This is a genomic window from Pseudomonas sp. 86_A (genome assembly GCF_017491705.1).
GTDB classification, from domain to species: Bacteria; Pseudomonadota; Gammaproteobacteria; order Pseudomonadales; family Pseudomonadaceae; genus Aquipseudomonas; species Aquipseudomonas koreensis.
Genome location: NZ_JAFGYS010000221.1, coordinates 1 through 307, shown reverse-complemented (window position 1 = coordinate 307; position 307 = coordinate 1). Strand labels below are relative to the sequence as shown.

1 rRNA gene is annotated in these 307 nt (G+C 47.9%); it reads right to left on the bottom strand.

The annotated features are described in order from the left end of the window. Positions 1 to 5: 5 nt before the first annotated feature. Positions 6 to 121: ribosomal RNA gene (gene rrf / locus J5M57_RS28765) — 5S ribosomal RNA — on the bottom strand. Positions 122 to 307 lie beyond the last annotated feature (186 nt).

The window sequence follows — 307 nt, the reverse complement described above, 5'->3', positions numbered from 1 at the left end:
TTTAATCTTGACGATGACCTACTCTCACATGGGGAAACCCCACACTACCATCGGCGATGCATCGTTTCACTTCTGAGTTCGGGATGGGATCAGGTGGTTCCAACGCTCTATGGTCGTCAAGAAATTCTGTATCTGGCCCGTCAACACGGTAACGTGCCAGCAAAAATAGGAACTTCTACTAAAACAAAACCCCAACTGCTTTCGCAATTGGGGTTTCGGAATTTAATCTTGACGATGACCTACTCTCACATGGGGAAACCCCACACTACCATCGGCGATGCATCGTTTCACTTCTGAGTTCGGGATG